General features: G+C 70.6%; 18 protein-coding genes and 1 pseudogene. 10 read left to right on the top strand and 9 right to left on the bottom strand.

Annotation, left to right across the window (positions count from 1 at the left end; all coding sequences use genetic code 11):
• Positions 1–96: 96 nt before the first annotated feature.
• Together ACRX5W_RS17200 and ACRX5W_RS17195 are read right to left on the bottom strand one after the other, a co-directional pair.
• Positions 97–555, bottom strand: a complete 459-nt coding sequence (locus ACRX5W_RS17200; protein WP_436789038.1) for an SPW repeat protein — start codon at positions 553–555, stop codon at positions 97–99.
• A 204-nt stretch (positions 556–759) separates the two neighbouring features.
• Positions 760–1005, bottom strand: a complete 246-nt coding sequence (locus tag ACRX5W_RS17195) for a DUF6480 family protein (protein ID WP_436789037.1) — start codon at positions 1003–1005, stop codon at positions 760–762.
• A gap of 430 nt (positions 1006–1435) precedes the next feature.
• Between ACRX5W_RS17195 and ACRX5W_RS17190 the strand changes: the two genes are divergently transcribed.
• The 6 genes from ACRX5W_RS17190 to ACRX5W_RS17165 all read left to right on the top strand — a co-directional run bounded on the left by ACRX5W_RS17190 (position 1436) and on the right by ACRX5W_RS17165 (position 10267).
• Entirely contained in the window at positions 1436–1939 is a 504-nt protein-coding gene (locus tag ACRX5W_RS17190) for a hypothetical protein (RefSeq protein WP_436789165.1), read from the top strand.
• Complete coding sequence (locus ACRX5W_RS17185; RefSeq protein WP_436789036.1) at positions 1909–3336, top strand: hypothetical protein; 1428 nt, start codon at positions 1909–1911, stop codon at positions 3334–3336. The genes ACRX5W_RS17190 and ACRX5W_RS17185 overlap by 31 nt, the downstream gene beginning before the upstream one ends.
• Positions 3333–4757, top strand: coding sequence for a VWA domain-containing protein (locus ACRX5W_RS17180; RefSeq protein WP_436789035.1), 1425 nt, complete (start codon positions 3333–3335; stop codon positions 4755–4757). The genes ACRX5W_RS17185 and ACRX5W_RS17180 overlap by 4 nt, the downstream gene beginning before the upstream one ends.
• 48 nt (positions 4758–4805) lie before the next feature.
• Positions 4806–5927, top strand: coding sequence for an ATP-binding protein (locus ACRX5W_RS17175; RefSeq protein ID WP_436789034.1), 1122 nt, complete (start codon positions 4806–4808; stop codon positions 5925–5927).
• Positions 5924–8761, top strand: a complete 2838-nt coding sequence (locus ACRX5W_RS17170; RefSeq protein WP_436789033.1) for a hypothetical protein — start codon at positions 5924–5926, stop codon at positions 8759–8761. Before ACRX5W_RS17175 ends, ACRX5W_RS17170 begins: the two co-directional genes overlap by 4 nt.
• A gap of 129 nt (positions 8762–8890) precedes the next feature.
• Positions 8891–10267, top strand: coding sequence for an NADP-dependent succinic semialdehyde dehydrogenase (locus tag ACRX5W_RS17165; RefSeq protein ID WP_436789032.1), 1377 nt, complete (start codon positions 8891–8893; stop codon positions 10265–10267).
• 348 nt (positions 10268–10615) lie between these two features.
• Here the strand turns inward: ACRX5W_RS17165 and ACRX5W_RS17160 are convergent, their stop codons facing one another.
• Complete coding sequence (locus ACRX5W_RS17160) at positions 10616–11803, bottom strand: cytochrome P450 (RefSeq protein WP_436789031.1); 1188 nt, start codon at positions 11801–11803, stop codon at positions 10616–10618.
• Positions 11804–12036: 233 nt separating this feature from the next.
• On the opposite strand from ACRX5W_RS17160, the gene ACRX5W_RS17155 reads away from it, so the two are divergent.
• On the top strand, positions 12037–12720 hold the full coding sequence (locus ACRX5W_RS17155) for a TetR/AcrR family transcriptional regulator (protein WP_436789030.1): 684 nt from the start codon (positions 12037–12039) through the stop codon (positions 12718–12720).
• A 31-nt stretch (positions 12721–12751) separates the two neighbouring features.
• Here ACRX5W_RS17155 and ACRX5W_RS17150 read toward each other — a convergent pair whose 3' ends face one another.
• The 4 genes and pseudogenes from ACRX5W_RS17150 to ACRX5W_RS17135 all read right to left on the bottom strand — a co-directional run bounded on the left by ACRX5W_RS17150 (position 12752) and on the right by ACRX5W_RS17135 (position 16217).
• On the bottom strand, positions 12752–13462 hold the full coding sequence (locus tag ACRX5W_RS17150) for an endonuclease/exonuclease/phosphatase family protein (RefSeq protein WP_436789029.1): 711 nt from the start codon (positions 13460–13462) through the stop codon (positions 12752–12754).
• Positions 13463–13516: 54 nt separating this feature from the next.
• A pseudogene (locus tag ACRX5W_RS17145) lies at positions 13517–13762 on the bottom strand (dihydrofolate reductase family protein); the annotation flags it as partial.
• Between the two features lie 13 nt (positions 13763–13775).
• On the bottom strand, positions 13776–14654 hold the full coding sequence (locus ACRX5W_RS17140) for a TIGR03620 family F420-dependent LLM class oxidoreductase (protein WP_436789028.1): 879 nt from the start codon (positions 14652–14654) through the stop codon (positions 13776–13778).
• A 240-nt stretch (positions 14655–14894) separates the two neighbouring features.
• Positions 14895–16217: a lipase family protein gene (locus ACRX5W_RS17135; RefSeq protein WP_436789027.1), complete on the bottom strand. Its 1323-nt coding sequence runs from the start codon at positions 16215–16217 to the stop codon at positions 14895–14897.
• A 449-nt stretch (positions 16218–16666) separates the two neighbouring features.
• Between ACRX5W_RS17135 and ACRX5W_RS17130 the strand changes: the two genes are divergently transcribed.
• From ACRX5W_RS17130 to ACRX5W_RS17120, 3 genes are all read left to right on the top strand, one after another.
• The gene (locus ACRX5W_RS17130) at positions 16667–17848 is read left to right on the top strand and encodes an amidohydrolase family protein (RefSeq protein WP_436789026.1); all 1182 of its coding nucleotides are present in this window, start codon (positions 16667–16669) and stop codon (positions 17846–17848) included.
• A 102-nt stretch (positions 17849–17950) separates the two neighbouring features.
• Positions 17951–18949: an acyl-CoA dehydrogenase family protein gene (locus ACRX5W_RS17125; RefSeq protein ID WP_436789025.1), complete on the top strand. Its 999-nt coding sequence runs from the start codon at positions 17951–17953 to the stop codon at positions 18947–18949.
• The gene (locus ACRX5W_RS17120) at positions 18933–20105 is read left to right on the top strand and encodes an acyl-CoA dehydrogenase family protein (RefSeq protein WP_436789024.1); all 1173 of its coding nucleotides are present in this window, start codon (positions 18933–18935) and stop codon (positions 20103–20105) included. The genes ACRX5W_RS17125 and ACRX5W_RS17120 overlap by 17 nt, the downstream gene beginning before the upstream one ends.
• Before the next feature lie 91 nt (positions 20106–20196).
• Here ACRX5W_RS17120 and ACRX5W_RS17115 read toward each other — a convergent pair whose 3' ends face one another.
• Together ACRX5W_RS17115 and ACRX5W_RS17110 are read right to left on the bottom strand one after the other, a co-directional pair.
• Positions 20197–20961 (bottom strand): sugar phosphate isomerase/epimerase family protein, encoded by a 765-nt coding sequence (locus tag ACRX5W_RS17115; protein WP_436789023.1) that lies wholly within the window; start codon positions 20959–20961, stop codon positions 20197–20199.
• Positions 20962–21075: 114 nt separating this feature from the next.
• On the bottom strand, positions 21076–21798 hold a 723-nt coding region (locus tag ACRX5W_RS17110), incomplete at its 5' end, for a substrate-binding domain-containing protein (protein ID WP_436789022.1).

Genomic DNA, 21798 nt, shown 5'->3' with positions numbered 1-21798 from the left:
CCGGAACACTGTGTGTTCCGGGCCGCGTCGGCGGCTTTGCCGTCCGAGTTTCCTCGCGTGCGTGTCTCCGGGGTGCCGGTGCGAGGGGGCCTCGGGTCAGCGCCTGCTTTCCTTGCGTGCGGAGGTGCCGCCCCGGCCCCTCATTGCGGCGGCGAGTGCGAGTGCGCACAGCACGGCGACCGCACCGGTGATCACGTTGCTGGTCACGCTTCGGGTGCTGGAGACATCGCCGGCGATCGCCCAGGGAGCGACGATCGTCCAGATGCCGATCGCGGCGGCGGCCCAGGCCATCGCATGGGAGCGTTCGTACGCGTTCGCGGCGTGCCCGAGCCCGCCGAGGAACAGGATGTACGCCGCTCCGGTGATGAGGTTGCTGATCGCCAGCGTGGTGAAGCCGTCGAATCCCACGATCCACGGCGATGCCGCCAGGTACACCCCGGTGATGAGCGCCAAGGCTTCGAGCATCTGGACCACGGGAGTGGCGGCGGCGCGGTCGTAGCGCTCACGCAACTCCACCAGATCAGGATGATGCTCGATCGAGTGGGTGGTAGCCATCGGTCCTCCAAGTCGTGAGGTCCCCCGATCCCGGCTACCCGTCAAAATCCTGATGAACATGGGAAAAAGCGAAAAGTCGCGTGAAAACGTCTCTTTCGCGGCTTCAGGGGCCGACGGGTACGCAAGTACCTTGCGGGCCCCTGTTTCGGCGCCGCGCGCAACTCGCGTTCGGGTTGGATCAGCCGCCGGGCCCGGTCCTCCGACTCAGGTCGCCAGCACGATCGCCATGCCGACCAGCATCGCCGCGAAGACGAGTCCGATCAGCACCACCACGGCGATTCCGACGATTCCCCAGCCGCGCGACGGATTCCGCCTCTCTTCGTGCGAGGCGAGATCCCCCATTCGCTCGGGATGCCCCGCCGACCCGTGCGACGGCGCGTGAAGCCGGTGCAACTCCTCGACCCCATGGGCGCGCGGGTCCTCCGGCGGATATGGAAACGGTCCGGTCATGACAGCTTCGCCCCTAGGTGACGGCCGCGGCCCGCAGTCCGGGCGGCGCCCTGCGCTGACCCCGCACGCCGCGGCTACCCGCCCAGGCCACACCGACACAATCCGAGGCGAACCGACGCCTCGGCCTCCCGTCGACCGGCCGCGCGTGATCGCACGGCCGTGCGTCGCCGGCGCCGGTCGTGCCGCCGATCATGCTCCGTCAGCCGGCGAGGCGGCGGGCCGGCTCGACCAGGTCCGGCAGCCGCAGCGTTCGGCCGTCAGTTGGTTCGGAAGTGCACGGCCGCCGCCATGTTCCACGGCAACCCACCGGTCAGCACGGCTTCACGCGAGCAGGCTACCGACTCGGGGCTTGTCGGTGATCGCGGATAGGTTCCCTGACATCGCGCCGGTCCGGTGCGGAAATCCCTTCTGTGCAAAAGGAGATGGTGTGTTGCCCACGTGGGAGGAGTCGAGCACGGCACGGGTGGTTCCGCCCGCCCGGCCGCGCAAGCTCGCCAAGGTTCCGTTCGTCGAACTGGCCGACGGGCGCCTGCAAGGCGTGGTGTCCAGCGGCTCCGACGCCGCGCGGGTCTACGTCTCGTCCGTCGCGGCCAGGACCTACGCGTACGCGTGCAGCACCAACAACAACCGTCCCTGCGGCGGCGCGCGCGGCTCTTTCTGCAACCACATCCGGGCGATGGTCAACGAAGCCGTGTTGCAGTACGGCCCCGACCGCGTCGCCCGCTACCTGCGAGTCGAGACGACCGGCGGAGAAACGAGCGCGCCGGGCATCATCTCCGCCATGACCGGCACCGGGCCGGCGCCGGCAGGCGACAAGCCCGCAGCCGCCGTCTTCAGCCGGTTCCTGCGGCACCTCGCCTACCTCGAACTTGCCCCCACCACGGCGCCGTTGCCGGAAATGCAGTGGTTCCCGCCGACGAGGGCGGTGGCGTGATGCGCGCCGATCTCCTCGCCCAACCCGTCGACGGACTCGACGAAGCCCTCGCCGCCGCCGCGGCGTTCGACCGGGTGCTCATCGGCGGGCTGGTGCGCCCCCAGCCCGCCCAGGCGGCCGATCTCGCCGCCCTGGCGTCCGCCGTCGCCGGTACACCACTCGCGTCCCGCGTTGCCGAAGCCGCCGACAAGGCGTCCGCCGGAACCGCCGGGGAAGAGCACTTCGTCGCCCTCGCCGCCGCCCGTACCGCGCTGCTCGGCGCCGTCCACGACGCGCTTGTCACCCGCGTCGACGAGGCGACCGGGCGCAGCCGCGACGATGCGACGGCTCCGGCACCCGGCGCACCGCAGTCACCGAACCTCCTTGCCGCGGCTCGCTCGTGGCTCTGCGACCTGGCCCGCGCCGGTTGGCACGGCATCGACCACGACCTGATCGCAGGGTCGGCGCAAGTCGTCTCCGCCATGCTGCCCGAGCCGGGCCTGCGCCGCCTGGCGACCATCCTCGACGGCTTCGCCGCCGAACTCGCCGCGTCCTGCCCCGGTGCCACGCTGGAACGCGTCCCCGCGCGCCGCTGGGCCGACCTGTGGTCGCGCGCGATGCTGCTTACGCAGCCCGGGACCGAGCCGGGACCGCCGACGGCAACGGCCACCGGCCGCCTGCTGCCGCTCGGCATCGACCTGCACGAGCACGCGACCGCCGCCCAGGCCCAGGTCCACGCCGTCTTCGAGCCCGCCGACGGCGGCACGTCCCGCCTCGTGCGTGCCGCCGTCTCGGTGCCGAAGCCCGACACCGTCCTCGGCGCCGGCGTCTGGCAACTGCTGCGCCCCCACATGTCGCTGCTCGCCGCCGTCGGCGAGGGCCGCGCGATGGACCTGGACGCCATGCCGGTCACCGCCGAAGGCGACCTGATCTGGGACAACCAACACGCCCGCAACGGTGACCCCGCCGACGCGTTCGGCACCGCCCGCGTCGCCATGGCCGGTTCCGCCTCGTCCGCGACCGCACCTTTGGACCGGCACCCGACGCGCATCGCCGAGCCGGTGTTCCTCGAGGGCTACACCGTCGAACACGACGACGGAGCCACGACGTTCACCATCGCCGGACACCGACTTGCTGTCGACACCGACCGCATGGCGGCGGCCGGGCCCTTGGCTCCCGAGACCGTCGCGGCGTCGGGCGCGTGCATCGGCCTGCTGCGTTGGGACGCCGGGACGTTCGCCGTCCAGCCGCTCGCCGTCGAAACCGTCGTACGCAAGAAGGCCGTCACGGTCCACGCCGGGGGGTGGGCGGGCGGCGCGACCGACAAACTCGGCGTCAAGGCCGAGAAAGCCGCGACCGACGCCGTCTCCGTGCTCCGTGAACGCGCCGGGAAGCTGCTGCGGGGGCCGAACCGATGACCGACCCGACCACCCCGGTGGACCGCGACGAGAACCGCCGGCAGGTGTTGTACTGGCGGCTCCTCGCACGCCTCTTCGACACCGAGGAGCATGCGTCACTCGAATCGGCGAGCCTGGCCGTCGTCGAGGACATCGGCCTGCCGCCCGCGTTGCTCGACCCCCAGGCCTCGGTCGACTCCGTCGTGCAGCGCCACCCCGACCTGGCCGCCGAGTTCGACGGCCTGATGACGCCCGAACCGGACGCCGACGACACCACCGGCACACGCGACCGCGCCGCCGAAGTACGCCGCGCCGCGCTCGTGTCGAAAGTGCTCCTCAACGTCATGTCCACCGGCTCCGGCACCGTCACCGCCGAACAACTCGCGCGCTGGCAGGCGGACGCGGGATGGCTGGAACGAGCACTCGGCTGCCGGCCCGGGGAACTGCGCGGCGGCGGATCCGCCGGTGCCGCCCGCTCCCACGGAGGCGTCGGAGTCTCCCCGACCGGAACCGGCTTCGGGAGCGGCACCCCGGACCTCACCAACCTGATCCCGACGATCGGTCCCGACCTCGCCGCCATCGAAGCGGACCTCGTCAAACGCATGCGCCTGCGCGAAGTCCTCGCCGACCCCGCACTTGCCGCGCAACTGACCCCCAGCATGTCGCTGATCGAGCAACTTCTGCGTGACAAGAACAACCTTTCCGGTGTCGCCCTGGCCAATGCCAAAGCCCTGATCCGGCGCTTCGTCGACGAAGTCGCCGAGGTGCTGCGCACCCAGGTCGCCAAGGCCACCGTCGGCACACTGGACCGCTCGATCCCGCCCAAGCGCGTCTTCCGCAACCTCGACATCGACCGCACCATCTGGAAGAACCTCACCAACTGGAGTCCGGAGGAAGAGCGGCTGTACGTCGACCGCCTCTACTACCGGCACACCGTTCGCAAGACCACACCCACGCGCCTGATCGTCGTCGTCGACCAGTCCGGCTCGATGGTCGACTCGATGGTGAACTGCACGATCCTGGCGTCGATCTTCGCCGGGCTGCCGAAAGTCGACGTGCACCTGATCGCCTACGACACTCGCGCGGTCGACCTCACGCCCTGGGTGCACGACCCGTTCGAGACGCTGCTGCGCACCAACCTCGGCGGCGGAACGGACGGCACGGTCGCGATGGCGCTGGCCCAGCCGAAGATCGCCGAGCCGCGGAACACCGTGGTCGTGTGGATCTCCGACTTCTACGAATGGCGTACCGAACAGCTCTTCGCGAGCATGACCGCCGTTCACCGCTCCGGCGCCAAGTTCATTCCGGTCGGCTCGGTGACCAGCGCCGGTCGCGGCAGCGTGAACCCGTGGTTCCGCGAGCGCTTCAAAGACCTCGGTACACCGGTGATATCCGGTCATATCCGCAAGCTCGTCCAGGAACTCAAGACGTTCCTCGCCTAGAACGCGCCCTGCTCCAGACACCCTGAACATCCGCACGAAAGGCCTGACATGTCCGACCTGCTGCGCGCGCCCGCCGAGATCAAGTACGCCGACGAACTCGACTGGCTGGAATCCGTCGACGACGGGCCCAAGCCCTTCGCGTGGCGCCTGTCGCCCAAGATGATCCGCCTGTTCATCCTCGGCTCCGAGCGTTCCGACGGTCTCGACCGGGAGATCCCGCAGAAGTGGTTCGGCGACCGCAGCCTTGTCGAACGCGCCATCGTCACCCTCGCGTCCGACCGCGGCCTGCTCCTCATCGGCGACCCCGGCACCGGAAAGAGCTGGCTCGCCGAACTCCTCGCCGCGGCGATCTCCCGCAACTCCACCCTCGTCGTGCAGGGCACCGCCGGTACCACCGAGGACCACATCAAGTACTCGTGGAACGTCTCGATGGTCATCGCCAAGGGCCAGTCGCGGGAATCGATGATCCCGTCGCCCATCATGACCGCCATGGAGGCAGGCTCCATAGGCCGTTTCGAGGAGCTCACCCGCTCCACGAGCGACGTGCAGGACGCGCTGATCTCGATCCTGTCCGAGAAGTACATCTCGGTGCCCGAACTCGACAGCGACAACAGCGACAACATCGTCTTCGCCAAACCCGGCTTCTCGATCATCGCCACCGCCAACAGCCGCGACCGGGGCGTCAACGACCTGTCGTCCGCACTCAAACGGCGCTTCAATTTCGTTCGTATCCCGGTGGTGACCAACAAGAAGAGCGAGGCGGAGATCGTTCGCTTCCGCACCGAGGAACTGCTGCGCCGCCACCGGATCGAGCTCGACGTACCGCCGACGCTTCTGGACGTGCTGCTGCAGAGCTTCGCCGACCTGCGTGCCGCCGCCGCGTCGGCGGGCAGCGACGACGAGAAGCTGGAGTCCGCGCTGTCGACCGCCGAGCAGATCGGCGTACTCGAAGACGCCATCCTGCACAGCAACTTCTTCGGCGAGCGCGCGCTGACCGCGCACACCCTCGCCACGTCGCTCGTCGGATCGCTCACCCGGCGCGAGCCCGAGGACCTCGCCATCCTCAACAAGTACCTGCACGGAGTCGTCGAGCCGCGCAGCAAGGAGGAAGGCGGCCCCTGGACGGAGTTCCTGGGCGGCGGCCGCGACGCGATCGCCACGATGTCGTGAGCGCCCCCACGGAAGGGGCGTTCGACGCCCTGCGCACTCAACTCCATGACGCCGCCTCGGCGTTCGCCGACGGGCCCGACGCACTGCGGGACATCCTGCTGGGCATCGTCGACGACGTCGACCGGGCCGTACGCGAACCCCTGGAGATCTTCCCGGTCTGCCACCACTCACCCGCCTCGGCCACCGCGATGGCGCGCCGGCTGCGTGAGAAGCAGCCCAAGGTCGTGTACCTCGAACTGTGCGAGGACATGGCGCCGTTGCTGACCGAACTCCGCAACTGCACGCTCCCTGTGGCGGTCCAGTCGTTCGCAGCCGACATCGAGGGCTTCCCGGCCGAATGGGCGCCACTGTCGGTGGTCGCGCCGATTACCGAGGCATCCGCCGAATACCAGGCCATCGCCTACGCGTTGGACACACCCGACGTCGAACTCGTCCTCGTGGACCGCTCGTCCGACCACGTATTCCAATGGGAGCCACGCGAGACCGCAGCCACCTCCGCCACCGGCGCCGACGCTCCGGATGCGCCGTCGGCCGACGCGGAGGCCGCCCTGCACGGCGACGCGGTCGGCGTGGACATCGGCGACCTGCGTCCGCGCTTCGCCGAACTGGAGGAGCACCTGCTGCGACACGGCCGCGTGCGGCACTGGTCGGAGTGGTGGCACCAGTACGTCGAACTCCCGCTCGGCGACGGCGACCACGACACCTACCGCCAGGTCATGCTGCTGATCGGCAGCCTGTTCCGGCGCCTGGCCCCGGGGGACACACGACGGGTGCGCGTCGACGAGGACCGCGAGCGCCACATGTGGACGCGCATGCGCCGGCACCTCGCCGCGACCGGCACCGACCCGGCGGACTGCCTCTACGTCTGCGGCGCGTTCCACGCCGCCAGCCGCGTCGCCGAGTTCGGCGTCCACGGAGCCGACACGTTCGACATCAGCCCGCCCACGGGGACCACCTGGCAGCACGGCCTGATCCCGTCCAGCCACGCCGCGATCGAGGCGCAATTCGGCCTCGCCGCCGGATCGGTCTCGATCGCCGCGACCGTGTGGGCGAAGAACCTGGGGCGCACGGGCGTGAAACCGTTCCGCCTGACCGGGCAGGCGGGTGCGAAGAAGACGGCTGCGAAGACCGCGAGGAAAGCCGTCGCCTCGATCCCGGCCGACACGACGACGCCGGCAGGGCGGGGGGAGTCGACCGCCGACAAACTGTCCGGCTTCCTGCGCAGGCCACCCGTGCTCGACCGGCTGGACGAGGCCGAACTGCTCGGTTGGTCGGTCGACATCGTCCGAGCCGCGCGCCGGAACGGCTACCTCGCCTCGACCGCCGACGCCATCGCGGTGTTCGAGACGTCGATCCTGCTCGCCGGGATGCGCGACCGGGCCAAGCCCACGCCGTACGACTTCCAGGACGCCGCGGTCACCTGCATCGAGAAGGAGAGCGTGCCCGGCCGGCGCGACGTACGCCGCCTCGTCGAGATCATGATGGGCGGCGACCGCATCGGCCGGGTCGGCTACGACGCGCTGCCGCCGCTTGCCCGCGACGTCCACGACCGGCTCGCACCGCTCGGCCTCAAGCTGCAACAGCGCGGCGTGCAAAGGGCGTTGCTCGACATCGCCGGGCAACCCGAGCTGGCGAAGTGCGCCGACGTGCTGTGGATGCTGCGGTATCTGCTGCCGCACGGCGCGGCCCGCCCGATCATGGGTGAGCGCAAACTCGGCGAGCAGTCGATCCAAGAGTCGTGGGACCTCGCGCTGGGCACCCACCAGCGCGCTCTCATCGAGCTCGGCTACGAAGGCGTCAGCATCGAACAAGTCCTCGAACAACGCCTCCGGCGCATGGCGTACGGCCCCCAGGCCACCGCGGCGACCGTGCTGAAGGCCGTCGAGGACGCGACGCTGTACCTGCGCAGCCGCCGCCTCGCCGACGAACTGGGTACCCGCGCGCTGGAGGTGCTGACGACGGAACGCACGGTCGACGGCGCACCCGAGGTGCTGAGCCGCGTGCGGCGGCTGCTGGCGTACTACCGGACCAGCGAACCGGTGCTGCCCGGCTGGATCGAGTCGTTCGCGAAGACCGGGTACGCGCACTACTGCACCCTGCTGCCGACCGCGTTCACCGACGACGACGCGACCGTCCGCCACGTCGCGGCCATGCTGGGCTTCTTGTTCAGCATGGAGAGTCTGGCGCTGTCGCTCGGCTGCGACCGGACCCAGTTGGAGCTCGCCGTCGCGCAGTCGCACCCCGAGGACGCGTCGAAGGTGGCGCTGCTGTGGGCGGCTCAGGTGCAACTCGGCCGGCTGACCCGTGCGGACCTTCGGCGGCGGTGCGACGAACTGCTCGACAACCCGATGGTGTTGCCCGCCTATCCGCGTTACCTCAGCGGATTCGTGCAGGCCCTGGAACCGGTGCCGGCGCTGACCGACTTCGTCGTCGAGGCGGTCTCGAACGCGTTCGGCCGTCTGCCCGACCCGGTCCTCCTCCCATGGCTCCCCACGCTCATCGGCACGCTCCGCTCCGGCGGCGCAGAACTCGCCCCCCTGCTGATCCGCGAAGCCGGCCGGATCTTCCCCGGCCGCCTCGCCGCGCTGGACGCGTGGACCCCGCCGTGGCGCAGCGCGCCTGAGGCGCTGCTGACGGCCGTGGCCGGGTTCCCGGCCGTCAGCAGCGGCGCCGCGCTGCTGAGGGCCCATCCCGCGACCTGTGACGAGGTCGCGAACCTGCTCGGCTGCGACGACCCCTGGCCCCCGGCGGACTCGGCACCGACAGGCGCCGCCCTGCTGGACCGCCACTCCGACACGGCGACCGCCCTGGCGGAACTGCTCGCGAGCCGCTGAGGCTCGCGACGGGTCCGGCCCCCTGGCCGGGCGGCGACCGCAACCGCGTCGTCGCCCGCCCGGGTCACGGGCGCGCTTCGGAAAGCCGGAACGGTGTTCTCATGGGGCGTCGTGGGCAACAAAGCTTCCATGACTCTTGCATCCGTGAACCCCGCCACCGGGGAAACGCTCAAGACCTTCGCGCCGCTGACCGCTGACGAGATCGAAGACCGCCTCGCCCTCGCGGACCGCGCGTTCCAAGAGCACCGGCGCACGACGTTCGCCACCCGCGCCGCCTGGATGAACACCGCCGCGGACGTGCTGGACGCGCGACGGGAGGAGATCGCCCAAGTGATGACGGCGGAGATGGGCAAGACCATCGTCGCCGCGCGGGCCGAGGCCGCCAAATGCGCGCGTGCCATGCGGTTCTACGCCGAGCACGCCGAGGGCTTCCTCGCCGACGAACCGCTCGCCGACCCCTCCGCCGTGGACGCGAAGACGGCCATGATCCGGTGGCAGCCGCTGGGCGTGGTGCTGGCCGTGATGCCGTGGAACTTCCCGCTGTGGCAGGTCGTGCGGTTCGCCGCGCCGGCGCTCATGGCCGGCAACACCGGTCTGCTCAAGCACGCGTCCAACGTTCCGCAGACCGCGCTGTTCCTGGAGGAGTTGTACCGGGAGGCGGGGTTCCCGCCCGGCTGTTTCCAGACGCTGCTGATCGGCTCGAAGCAGGTCGAGGGCGTCCTGCGCGACCCCCGGGTCGCCGCGGCGACGCTGACCGGGAGCGAGGCGGCCGGCCGCTCGGTCGCGTCGATCGCGGGCGACGAGGTCAAGAAGACCGTGCTGGAGCTCGGCGGCAGCGACGCGTTCGTGGTGATGCCGTCGGCGGACCTGGACGCCGCCGTCGCGACCGCGGTGACGGCCCGGGTCCAGAACAACGGGCAGTCGTGCATCGCCGCCAAGCGCTTCATCGTCCACGACGCGGTCTTCGACGCGTTCGCCGACGCGTTCACCGCGCGGATGCGCGGTCTGACCGTGGGCGACCCGGCCGACGAGGCCACCGACGTCGGGCCGCTGGCCACCGAACAGGGCCGCGAGGACGTCGTGGAACTCGTCACCGACGCGGTCCGGGCCGGTGCCACCGTGCTGTGCGGCGGCGAGACCCCGGACGGGCCCGGGTGGTTCTATCCGCCGACCGTGCTCACCGACATCACGCCCGACATGCGGGTCTTCACCGAGGAGGTCTTCGGCCCGGTCGCCCAGCTCTACCGGGTGTCCTCGGCGGAGGAGGCCGTCCGGATCGCCAACGCCACGACGTTCGGCCTGGGTTCCGCCGCGTGGACCGACGACGCCGACGAACGCGACCTGTTCGTCGACGAACTCGAGGCGGGAGCCGTCTTCGTCAACGGCCTCGTCGCCTCCTCGCCACAACTGCCTTTCGGCGGCGTCAAGCGCTCCGGCTACGGACGGGAGCTGTCGGCCTTGGGCATCCGCGAGTTCTGCAACGCGAAGACGGTGTGGCTCGCCTGAAACTGCGGGCGGCCTGAACGCACCGACCGGCAACGGGAGTTTGGTCGGGAGGCGGGCGGGTCCACCGGCCGGGACGGTTCGCGCGAAGGTCGCACGTCCTCCCGAGCCCGACAGGTTCCTCCCGCCTCCCGACCTCCGCGCCGCGCCGACGGCGTGGGCACGCCGCCGCCGACGCGACGTGGAGCCACGGCGTGCGTTGTGCGCCGCACGCGGGCATTCAACCCGCCTCGCCTCGTGGGTTGACGCGCCGACGCAACCGCGGCGAGGCCTCACCGCTCGGTCGGCAGCGCACGAATTCCTCCGCGTCCCGTTGTCGGTGCGCGGGTCGACGCGACGTGTGGCGAGGCCTCACCGCACGATCAGCGGCAGCGACTCGAAGCCGCGCACGGTCGAGGTCTGTGCCAACTTGGCGTTGTCCCAGTCGACGTCCCACTCCGGCCAGCGCTGAAGGATCTCCTCGACCGCGATACGGCCTTCCAGCCGTGCCAGGGCCGCGCCGAGGCAGTAGTGGGCGCCGACGCCGAAGGTGAGTGTCTGGTTGACGCGGCGTACGTCGAAGCGGTCCGGGTCGTCGAAGCGGCGGGGGTCGCGATTGGCTGCGGCGGCGATGAACACGATGGCGCTGCCCTGTGGCACCGTCCGGCCGTACAACTCGGCGTCCTTGGCCACGTACCGGGCGATGAACGGGCCGGGCGGCTCGAAGCGCAGCAGCTCCTCGATGCCGCCGGGTATCAGCGACGGGTCTTCCGCCAACAGGCGGCGCTGGTCCGGATACCGGGCCAGGGTCGCGCCCGCCCAGCCGATCAGCCGTCCGGTCGTTTCATTGCCCGCGCCCGCGACCACCGAGCAGTAGACCAGGATCTCGTCGTCGGTCAGCGTGCGCCGGACGCCGTTCTCGTCCTCGAACTCGGCGTTCATGAGTTCGGTCATCAGGTCGTCGGACGGGTTCTTCTTCCGCCACTCGATGTATTCGCGGAACTGCTCGTCGCCGAACCCGCCTTCCGGCACCTCCATCTTCCCGCCCTGCTCGGTGCGCAGCCGTGCGTCCGCGCTGTCGCGCAGCGCTTCCTGGTCCGACTCCGGTATGCCGAGGAGCATGCCGATCACCCGCATCGGCATCTCGATGCTCAGGGTCGAGATGAGGTCGAAGCGGTCCGCGTCCGCGACGGGGTCGAGTGCGCGCCGGCAGAAGGCGCGCACCTGCGGCTCCAGTGTCGCGATCCTGCGGGGGGTGAAAACGCGGGCGAGCAGTCTGCGGTGGATGTCGTGGACCGGCGGGTCCTCGAAGATGAGCGTGCCGGGCGGGATCTCGAAGCCCGACTTGATGAGTTCGAGGATGCCGCCCCGGGCGGACGAGAAGGTCTCCCAGTCGCCGAGGCCCTTCTGCACATCCGCATACCGGCTCACGGCGTAGAAGTCGTGCTCGTCGTTGTAGTAAAGCGGCATCTCCTCCCGCAACCGCTTGTAGACGGGGTACGGGTCCTGGGCGTACGAGTGGGCGTACGGGTCCCAGCGGATCTCGTCGACGGAACTCACGGCACCTCCGAGAAGCGTGCGGGAACTGGCCTGACCTGCTGTCGTGCCTGACCTGCTGTCGTGCCTGGCGTGCCTGTCGTGGTGGTGCGTCAGGCGTCGGAACAGGGGGCGGTTCCCGCCGGCTCGGGGCGCGGTCGCGCCGAGAGCGCAAGCGCGACGGCATCGGCCGAGCGGGAACTCTACTCCGACACATGTCGGTTTCCGGCACCTGTCGGACAGAATACAGTGCAGGCGTGCCTGTTCAACAACCTTCCGATCCCCGTGTCCACCGCTCCCGTTCGGCGCTGGAGTTGGCCCTCCTGGAGCTCATCAGGGAACACGACCTCAAGGGGATCAGCGTGCTCACCCTCACCCGGAAGGCGGGCGTCAACCGGTCGACGTTCTACGAGCACTACACGAGCGTCGACGAGTTGGCCGCCGGAGCATGCGCCGCGATGTTCGACGAGCTCATCGCCGCCGCGATGCTCGACGGCGCCCTCGATGAACCCGCGCAAAAGGCCGCACTGGCCCGGGTGTTCGCGCACGTCGCCGAAAACGCCCTGCTTTACGGAGCGCTCCTCGGCGACGGCGGCAGCGCCCAGGTCATCCACCACATACACCAGCGCCTTGCCGCTGCCATCCACAACAACGGCGTGCGCGACGGCAACGACGAATGGATCCCGGCGGACGACCTGCCGGAGATGCCCTACGACCCCGAAGCGGTGTTCCTCGCCGGGGCGTTGCTCGGCATCATCCTGGACTGGCTGCGCCGCGGCTGCCCGGGGCGTGCGCAGGAGATGAGCGAGGTGATCCTGCCGTTCCTGCGCGGTGTCGTATTCGCCGGGGGGACGTCAAAGCGCGCGGACGTCCGGCCGGAACCGAAGGCGGACACCGGCACGTTGCCGCCGGGGGGCGGTCGTCCGGCGGCATCCTCCTGAGTGTTCCGCGGGCCGGCGAGGGACACGTCCGTCACGTACGCACCCGCGCGCACACGAGATTGTGGTCCGACAGGCCTTCGGCGTCCTCGACGACGAGGCTTTCCACGGAACCGCCGCGCACGACCACATGGTCGATGTCCCGCGACTCCTCGCCCGGACCGCCCGGCCGGGTCGGCGGCATGCCGGGCGGGTGCTCCGCGACGGTGAAACCCGGTCCGAGGCCGTCGGCCACGGCCGACCGGTCGGTGTTGAAGTCGCCGAGCAGCACCGCCGGTTCCGCCGAACCCGCGGCGACGTCCCGAAGGCGCGCCAGTTGCGCGGGGCGGCGCCGGTCGTAACTCAGATGCGTGGCGACCACCAGCACGCCGCCGGTCCGGACGGCGAGCAGGCCCTTGCCCGGATCGTCCGGGAAGGCCTCGGCCGCGCATTGCTCGGCCGGGCCGTCCACGATCAGCACGAGGTGTTCGCGCGGGTCGCGCAGCGACGTTTCGCCGCGGCGCGGCTCCGGTGTTCGCGGATACCGCAGCACGTGCACCGAATGCTTTGGCAACGCGTCGCGCAGATCCGCGAGTTGGTCGCCGCTGACTTCCTGAAGAGCGATTGCCTGTTCCCCGCGCCGTGCCAAGCGGGCCGTGATCGCAGCGATCCGCCGAGACTCGTCCGGCCGGTGTTCGACCGTGGCCGCACACCAGTTCTCCGCATGAACGCGATGCAGGACGTTCCACGTGGCCACAGTGATCACGAGGCGCCATGCTAGGGGACGCCTCGTGCATCACCGTGGCCGGGCGGGGACGGGTCAGGACAGGTGCGTCTTCGCCTCGTCGTAGCCGGCCTCCGCGGGCGGTTCGGACGGGGCGTGGACCAGGTTCAGGACGCCGGTGCCGAACGTCTGCGACGACACGAGCTTGAGGGGGATCTACGAATCGCCCTCGTCGAACAGCCGCACGCCCTTGCGGACGGCGATCGGGTGCACCAGGAGCTGCAATCGGTCCAGCAGACCCGCGGCGAGAAGTCGGCGGACGATCGAGACCGAACCGCTCATAAGGCGCGGCAGCTCACGGGAGCAGTTCCGCGAGCCGGCGCCAGGCCGCCGAGGAGGCGGGGCCGTGCGGGTCGTCGTGGACGGGTTGCAGCACCACGTGGTCCGCACCGGCGCTGCGGAAGGCCTCGATCCGCGCGCGAACGCGCTCGTCGTCTCCCCACGCGAACAGGGCGTCGATCAAGCGGTCGCTGCCGCCGCCGACCAGATCGTCCTCGGTGAATCCGCCACGCAGCCAGTTGTTCGCGTAGTTGGTCATCGTCGTGTAGCGCTCCAGGGCGCTGCGGGCCAGCGCCCGCGCGCGGTCCGGATCGGCTTCCAGGACGACACCCAACTCCGGGGCCAGAAAGGCGCGTTCGCCCAGCGCCTGGCGAGCGGTGGCCACCTGTTCGGCGGTGACGAGGTACGGCAGCGTGCCGGCTGCCCGGTCGCGGGCGAGCTCGGTCATCTTCGGGCCGAGGGCCGCCAGCAGGCGGCGTTCGGCCGGAACGGGTGTGCCGTCCTCGGCGGCGTCCAGCGCGTCGAGGTAGGCGACCATCGAGGGGTAGGGGCGCGTGTACTCGGCGGTGTTCTGCGCATGCGCCACGCCGAGCCCGAGCACGAGGCGTCCGGGGTACTTCGCGTCCAGCTCGGCAAAGGTTGCCCGGGTCTGTCCGGCCTCGTACCGCCAGATGCTCTGAATTGCCGTGCCCACCGCGATGGTGGACGTCGCGGCAAGGACGGGAGCGGCCTCCTCGACCGTGGAGTTGGCAAGCCAGATCGCGCCGAAGCCCAGCTCCTCCAACTCGCGGGCGATCTTGTCGCGGGCGGCCGGGGACAGGTACGTGAGCGGGCTGAAGACGCCGTAGCGGCCGAGGTCGGGGAGGGCGGTGTTCATGCGGATGTCTGCTCCCATCATGCGGAACCGTGGACGGTCCGCCGGACACGGTCGGCGCAGGCACGGCCGAAGTCCGGTTGACTGCACACAGAATTTGCCATGCCGGCCTCCCGGGCAATCCCTCAGGGCCGCTGTACGGCCGGGTGCGGCCGGGCTCGACCACTGCCGGCGGCCACGCCTGCCGACGCGCCCGCAGGCGGGGGGAAGGGAAGACACGCGCCGGAGAATCGCACGTGCCTCCCCTTGCCCGGCGCGGCCTCAGGGCTGGAACGGCATCGTCCAGCAGTTGCTCCCGGTCGGGCGTCCGGCCAGCCGGTCGGTCAGCCAGGAGATCGCGTCGCCCTGGTCGGCGAGCAGCGGCAGGAAGTGATTGGTCAGGGCCCGGTCGCCGCCGCCGGGAAGGATCACCGGCTTGTACGTGACCTCGCCGCCCTTGCTGCACCAGTCGACCGCGAGCCCGCGGGCCTGTCCGTGGGGTACGACGTCGTCGGCGGTGCCGGTGGCCACACGCACCGGGCCGGTGGGTTTCACGGTGCCGATGCGCTGGGCGTCGAGCATGGCCCGGAGCGCCGGTTCCGCGTCGATGATGTCGTTCAGGGACGATCCGTCGACCGTCCACGCTGAGCTTTCGGTGCCGCCGTAGGCGAAGAGCGCGTCGCCGACGCACATGGTCGACAGGTCGTCGAGGGCGGCGCGGCCGGTGCTGCCGAGATGGGCCTCGGTGAGCGGGCGCAGGGACGGGTCGGTCTGGAGGAACCCGTTGAGGGACCAGCCGAGTGCGCCGGTCAGGTCGGAGCCGTCGATGCCCGAGATGACCTCGGCGAGGTCGGCGGGCGGCGCCCCGACATAGGTGCCGACGAGGTTGACGTCGGGAGCGTACGCGGCATGCAGTTCGGCCGCCGCGGCGGTGGCGCCCCCGCCCTGGCTGTAGCCGTACAGGCCCACCCGGGAGTCGGCGGTCACGGACGCGCCGGGGACCGACCGGGCCGCCCGTGCCGCGTCCAAGAGGGCGTGCGCCTCGTCGACGCGGTTGACGTACGTGTGGAGCCGGTCGGTGGCGCCTAGCCCCACATAGTCGGTGACCACCACGGCCGCGCCGGAGGCGAGGAGGCGGTAGACGGCCAGGTCTTCGTAACCGACCGACACCGTCTCGCCGTTCAGCAGGACGGGGTGCTCCAGCCCCATCGACGCGGCGCACTGGTCGCCTTGGCCCATCGTGCCGGGAGCCAGGGCGACGAGCGGGCGCGGTCCGCTGCCGGGCCAGGCGGCGGCCGGTTCGATGTAGGCGCCGGTGACCGCGACCGGCTGCCCCGTCGAGTCGGTGGACTTGTACATCAGGCGCGTGGCCGTGCCGGGGAGCGGACCGCCGATGGTGGGCAGGCTCAGGGCCAGCGGCAGCGGTTCCGTGCGGATGAGCGCGCCGTCGGCCGCGGGCAGGGACGCGGGCGGCGTGTAGAAGGCCGGGATCTCGACTCCTCGGGAGACGACGGCCGGTCCGGCGGCGGTCGCGGGCGCGGCCTGCACGCTCAGGATGGCGACCGCGGCGAGGGCGGCGGCCGGAAGGCGTCTGCGCATGGGCATGCGAGGTCTCCTCTGCGGGGGAACAGGCGTCCGGGCAGGCGTGGTCGACGACCCGGCGCCGCGCGGGGCGGGTGGGGTCGGCGGTGGTCCGTGCGTCCGATTGCTCGTCCTGACGGTGGGTGAGGGGACGCTAACGGACGCGCGTCGCCGGGGGTACCCGTCAGTAGGTTACGGAGCGGTAACTTTGTTGTCCGGGTCTCGGAGTGGGTGCCGCGCCAGGGCGTCCTGTCGGCAATGCGGGTGGCGAAGTCGCTTCTCTTGCATGCCCGTTGGAGTGGGCCCGGGGCGAGGGACTCGGCTTGCGCGCGGTCGGCGAAAGTCGGTTCTCCGTCGTCCGACGCGCCCTCCGAGCGCCCGGCGCGCGGATCGGCATTGCCCGGGAGCCATCATTGAGAATATCGTTCTCGGAACAAGTTATGTTGTTCTCGCATGATCCTCGGGAGGATTCCATGCCGTCGCGCGAGCTGCCGTACCCCGTGTTCGACGCGGACCACCACTTCTACGAGCCGCCGGAGGCGCTGCTGAAGTACCTCCCGAAGCAGTACAAGGGCGCCATCGAGTACGTGCAGGTGCGCGGTCGCACCAAGATCGCGATCCGCGGCCAGATCAGCGAGTACATCCCCAACCCGACCTTCGACGTCGTGGCGAAGCCCGGGGCGATGCAGAGCTACTTCAAGGACGGCAACCCCGAGGGCAAGAGCGCCCGCGAGATCCTCGGCGAGCCGATGAAGTCGCCGGCGGCCTTCCGCGAGCCGGCGCCGCGCATCGAACTCATGGACGAGCAGGGCGTCGACCGTGCCCTGGTGTTCCCGACGCTCGCGAGCCTCCTGGAGGAGCGCATGCGCGACGACGTCGAACTCGTCCACGCCGTCGTGCACTCGCTGAACCAGTGGATCGACGAGGTCTGGTCGTTCAACTACCAGGACCGCATCATCACCACGCCGGTCATCACCCTCCCCGTCGTCGACAAGGCGATCGAAGAGCTGAACTGGGCCGTCGAGCGCGGCGCCCGCGCCGTCCTGATCCGGCCCGCGCCGGTTCCGTCCGCCTCCGGCGGCTCGCGGTCCTTCGCCCTGCCGGAGTTCGACCCGTTCTGGAAGCGCGTCGTCGAACTCGACGTGCTGGTCGCCCTCCACTCCTCGGACAACGGGTACGCCCGCTATGTCAACGACTGGGAAGGCCACAAGGGCGAGTTCCTGCCGTTCGTCCCGAGCACCTTCAAGATGCTCTCCGAATGGCGCGGGATCTCGGACACCGTCGGCTCGCTGATCTGCCACGGCGCGCTGTCGCGCTTCCCCGACCTGAAGATCGCGACCATCGAGAACGGCACGTCGTGGCTCGCGCCGCTGATCGACCAGCTGGGCGGCGCCTACAAGAAGATGCCGCAGGCGTTCACCGAGCACCCGGTCGAGGTCCTCAAGCGGAACATCCACATCAACCCGTTCGGCGAGGACAACATGTACGAGATCGCCGACATCATGGGCGTCGACCGCGTCCTGTTCGGGTCGGACTACCCGCACCCCGAGGGCATCGGCGACCCCGTCTCGTACGTCGACGAGATCTCGAACTTCAGCCAGGAAGACCAGGCCAAGATCATGGGCGGCAACCTCGCGCGCCTGGTCGGCGTCTGACCGGCCCCGCACCCGCCGACGGCGGGGCCCGCCGTCCCGCCGGTTCGCCCGCAATTTGGCAAGGAGGGCCATTCGTGGCCGAGGATCACCGAAGGAACCGCGATGCTCTTTGAGTTCGACGCGGACCAGACGCTCTGGCAGAAGACCGTGCGCGGCGTCACCGCCAAGGAGTGCCCGCCCGCCCTGGTACGCGCCGTCGCCGACGCGGACGGCGACCCCGGGCCGCTGTGGCGCACGTACAACGAACTCGGCTGGACAGAGCTGACCGACAGCTCCGAGGCAGTCGAACTCGGCATCGTCCTGGAGGAGTTGGGGCGCGTCACCGACCCCACGCCGTACCTGGCCACGATGACGCAGTTCCATCCCCTCGCCCCGGGGGTCGCCGAACCGGGGCAGTCCGGAACCGCCGTGTACGACGGCGTGACCGCGCACCGCGACGGCGACGGCTGGCGTCTGGAGGGCACCGCCCGCCACGTGCTCGACGGCGACCGCGCCGACCTGTTGGCCGTGGTCACCGGCGAGGGCGTCTTCGTCGTCCCCGCCGCGGACGCCACCGCCTCACGGACCGCCGTGTTCGATCCGGTTCTGCACATCGCCGACGTCGCGTTCGACGGCGTACGGGTCGCCGGCAGCGCGCGTACCGGCGCCGCCCCCGAGCGGGCGCGCCACATCGCGCTCACGGGCATGGCCCTGACCATGGTCGGCGCCTGCCGCCGCGTCCTTGAGACGACACTCGACCACGTCCGCAGCCGCGAGCAGTTCGGTGTCCCGATCGGCTCGTTCCAGGCCGTCAAGCACAAGGCCGCCGACATGCACGTGGCCGTCGAACGCGCCCGCGCCCTCGGCTACTTCGCGGCGCTGACGATCTCCGTCGACGACCCCCGCCGGCGTGTCGCCGCCGCGATGGCCAAGGCGTCGGCGGGGGAGTGCCAGTCCCTGGTCTTCCGGCACGGCCTCCAACTCCACGGCGCCATGGGCTTCACCTGGGAGAACGACCTTCAGTTCGCACTCAAGCGGGCCAAGGCCGGAGAGATGCTGCTCGGCGGTACGGCCGAACACCGTGCACTGATCGCCAAGGAGTACCGTGCAACTCACGTTTGATGCCGAAGTCGAGGGTTTCCGCGCCGAGTTCGTGGCATTCCTGGAGAGCAACCTGCCCTCCGCCGAAGAAGCCACCGAACGCCCCCGGTCCAGCGCGCACATCCCCGAGTGGTCACGGCGCTGGCAGCGGCTCCTGTTCGACGCGGGATGGCTGCTGCCCGGCAAGCCCCCCGAGTTCGGCGGGCGCAACGCCAGCCTCCTCCAGGAGTTCGTGTTCCAGGAGGAGTTGGCCAAGCGGGGGATCTACCACAGCTACAACCCCCAGGGCCTCGGCATCGTCGCCGCGTCGCTGCTCACCTTCGGCACCGAGGAACAGAAACAGCGCTGGGCCGTGCCGATCCTCAAGGCCGAGATCACCGCATCCGTCGGCATGAGCGAGCCGGGCGCAGGTTCCGACCTGGCCGGGTTGCGGACGCGTGCGGTCCTGGAAGGCGACCACTTCGTCGTCAACGGCCAGAAGGTCTGGACCTCGGGTGCGCACGACGCCGACATCATTCTCGCGTTCGTGCGCACCGACCCGGATGCGCCCAAGCACAAGGGCATCAGCGTCATCGTCATCCCGACGGACACCCCCGGCGTCACCCGCCGCCCGTTCGGCTCGTTCGTCGGCGCCGACGACCTCGACTTCAACGAGGTCTTCTTCGACGACGTCCGGGTGCCCGCCGAGAACCTGATCGGGAAACTCAACGACGGGTGGCGGATCGCCAACGGCTCGCTGGCGCACGAGCGCACGATGATGTGGCTCAACTTCGCGTCGTGGCTGGCCGGACTCGTACGCGACTTCCCGCAGGGCGGCGAGCTCGACGACCAGCGGTACGCCACCATGTGCATGGACCTCCAGGCCCTGCGCCTGCTGGGCTCCGAGTCACTGGCCCGGGCCGCGCGCGGCGAGGAGGACGTCGCGGCGGTCTCCGTCCTCAAGCTCCTCGGGTCGGAGGCCATCCAGACCGGTGCGGAGGCGGCGCTCACCGCGTCAGGAGGGGACGGCCTGTCGCCGGACCACACCGGTCCGGACTACCACATGGACCAGGACGACTTCTCCACGAGCCGGTTCGACCGCTACGCGTGGAGCTTCGGCGCCACCATCGCGGGCGGCACGTCCGAGATCCAGCGCACAATCATCGCCGAACGCGTTCTCGGACTGCCCCGGGGCTGACGCCCACGAAGGACCGAACACGCGCACGAATCCGAGGAGTTCGCGGCGGACGCCGGACCGTCCGGCGTCCGCCGCGAACCCTGCGGGGGACCTACCGCCAGTACCGGGCGGTGCTTTCGTACGCCGACCGGGCGAACTCGCCGAGCGGGCGCTCACGCAGTTCGGCGCTGAGCACTTCGACGCTGACCAGCCCGGCCCAGTCCCGCGCGAGCAGCGTCGACGCGAACCGTTCGAGCTCGAACTCCCCGTCGCCGGGCATCACGCGGCGGTGCATCGTCTCCCGCATCGCGTCGTCCGAGACCGGCGGCGGCGCGTCGTCGAACTGGACGTACGCGATCGACTCCAACGGGATGCGTTCGAGGTCGTCCCACGTGCTGTCGCCCCGGAAGAAGTGCCACACGTCGATCAGCACCCCGGCCCGACCGACCCCGCCCGCCGCCTCGACCACCGCGAGTGCGTCGGAGACCGACCTCACCGCGCCCAGCGGACTGAACTCGACCGCCATCCGCGCCCCGACCTCCGCGAACATCGCCGCGCACCGCGCGATCACCGGCGCGGTGCCGGCGTCGAGCGGTTCCGCGAAAATGGTCAGCACCCACGGTGCGTTCAGCGCCGCCGCAGCGTCGGCGAGCCTTCGCGCCTGGGGCAGCGTGGCCTCCTCGTCGGCGGTCGGGATCAGCGGCAGCACCTCGTGGCACCGCAGTCCGCCCGCCGCGAGCGCCTCGGCGGCGGCAGCGTCGGAGTGCCACGCGTGCATGCCCAACGCCGTGAACCCGGCGTCACCCGCCGCCCCCACGAGCTCGTGCAGGCCGGTGTCGCGCCGTGTGTCGGGGGTCAGGCCGAACTCGATTGCCATCACTGCTCCGTCGTGTCCGTCGCGTCGTCTGTGGGACCTTCGCCGGCTGGTGGCCGCTCGTGAGCGTACTGCCTGTGCAGCCGGCGATCGGTCCGGTCCGGACGCGGGCCGGAGTCACCGCGCCCACTCCGGCTTCCACACCTCGGAGCCCGGCACGTCGGGGCGGGTCGCGGTGAGGTGGTCGCGGAGCGCCGCGAGGCCGGGGTGCGGGTTGTCGGCGCGCCACAACAGCGAGTGGGGATACACCGGAGTCGGGTCGTGGAGGGGGATCCTTCGCAGGTCGTGGCTGACCGGCCAGACCAGGGGCGTCCGTTCGCTCAGGAACGTCGCCAGCGTCGAGGACTCCGCGATTGTGTCGAGCAGCACCTCGACGCCGAAATCGGGGCCGATCGGGTCGATCGTGAACCCGAACGCGGCAGCGAACGCCTCGTAGTACGCGGTCCACTCGGTGCCGGGTGCATTCCCGGGCATCCAGATGCGCTGCCCCGCGAGGCGCACGGGGGCTACCGTGCGATCGGCGGCGAACGCGTGGGTGGGACCGGTGACCAGTTGAAGCGGCTCGTCCAACACGGGGACCGCCTCGATGTCGTCGGGCAGGTGGCGGCCGGGCATCGTGACGGCCCGGAACGTCGCGTCGATCTCACCGGTCCGCAGTGCCGCGATGGCCGCGTCGACGCCGAACAGGGTTGTCACGATGTCGAGTTGAACCTCCGGGTGCGCGCGGTGGAAGGCACGCAGCAGGCCGGCCGTCGCCACGCGCCGGCCGATCACATCCACGCGCAGCGCACGCGACCCCGGCCGTACGGAGTCCGCCGCGCGCTGCTCGGCATCGAGCAG

The sequence above is a fragment of the Yinghuangia sp. YIM S10712 genome (genome assembly GCF_051388935.1).
GTDB lineage: Bacteria > Actinomycetota > Actinomycetes > Streptomycetales > Streptomycetaceae > Yinghuangia.
This window is presented reverse-complemented; position numbering and strand designations above follow the sequence as displayed.